A 405-nucleotide genomic window follows, 5' to 3' on the forward strand; every position below is an offset into this window, starting at 1 on the left:
TATCGAGGTGGTGTGCGCGAGCAGTCCCTCGTTCTTCAGGCGGCGCGCGAACATCCGGGCGGCCCGCATCGGGCCCACCGTGTGGGAGCTGGACGGGCCGATGCCGACCGAGAAGAGGTCGAAGACCGAGATGGCCACGGGAGGACTCCTTGGGGGGTTGGAAGACGCCGTTGTCTGCCTGGGCGGTGCGGGGACAAGCGGGGCAAGCAGGGTGAAAACTTCGGGCCGGGGGCGTGGAACGGGGCACCGCGCTCACTCTCCTCAGTGTGCGCGGTGCCCCGTCACGATGCGCGGAACCGCAGGCCAGGTGCTACTTCAGGCCGGGGTACAGCGGGAACTTCTCGGCCAGCGCGGCGACACGGGCCTTGAGGTCGTCCGCGTCGTACGACGGCTTGAGGGCGGAGG

1 protein-coding gene is annotated in these 405 nt (G+C 69.6%); it reads right to left on the reverse strand.

All coding sequences use genetic code 11. The annotated features are described in order from the left end of the window. Positions 1–138 (reverse strand): serine dehydratase beta chain (locus tag RNC47_RS37240; protein WP_311605304.1); only part of this gene is annotated, 138 nt, incomplete at its 3' end. Positions 139–405: the final 267 nt, after the last annotated feature.

The sequence above is a fragment of the Streptomyces millisiae genome, from assembly GCF_031845425.1.
In the GTDB taxonomy this organism is placed as follows: Bacteria; Actinomycetota; Actinomycetes; order Streptomycetales; family Streptomycetaceae; genus Streptomyces; species Streptomyces millisiae.